General features: G+C 71.3%; 1 protein-coding gene. It reads left to right on the top strand.

Annotated elements, in window-relative coordinates:
• On the top strand, positions 1-359 hold a 359-nt coding region (locus M8J74_RS44310), incomplete at both ends, for an AMP-binding protein (protein ID WP_249841786.1).

Raw genomic sequence — 359 nt, 5'->3', positions numbered from 1 at the left:
GAGTACGCCACCGACCTGTACGAGCCGAGGACGGTCGGACTCCTGCTGGAGCGCACCCTGCTCCTGCTGGAGTCGGCCGCGGCCGACCCCGACACCCCTGTCGGCTCCATCCCGCTGCTCACTCCCGAAGAGCAGAACCTGCTGGACACCTGGTCCGGGCCCGCCACCACCGCCCCCCGGCTGGGTCTGGACGGCCTGTTCTCCGGTCAGGCGGCTCGTTCGCCGGAGGCGGTGGCGTTGGTCTTCGAGGACCAGCAGGTGACGTACGGCGAGTTGGAGGTGTGGTCCAACCGGCTGGCCCGGTACCTGTCCGGCAACGGGGTGCGCCCGGGTGACCTGGTGGGCGTGCACGTGGAGCG

It is taken from the genome of Streptomyces panaciradicis, from assembly GCF_023516615.1.
Lineage (GTDB): Bacteria > Actinomycetota > Actinomycetes > Streptomycetales > Streptomycetaceae > Streptomyces > Streptomyces panaciradicis.
Note: the sequence above shows the minus strand (reverse complement) of the source record. Positions and strands in the feature narration are given on the sequence as shown.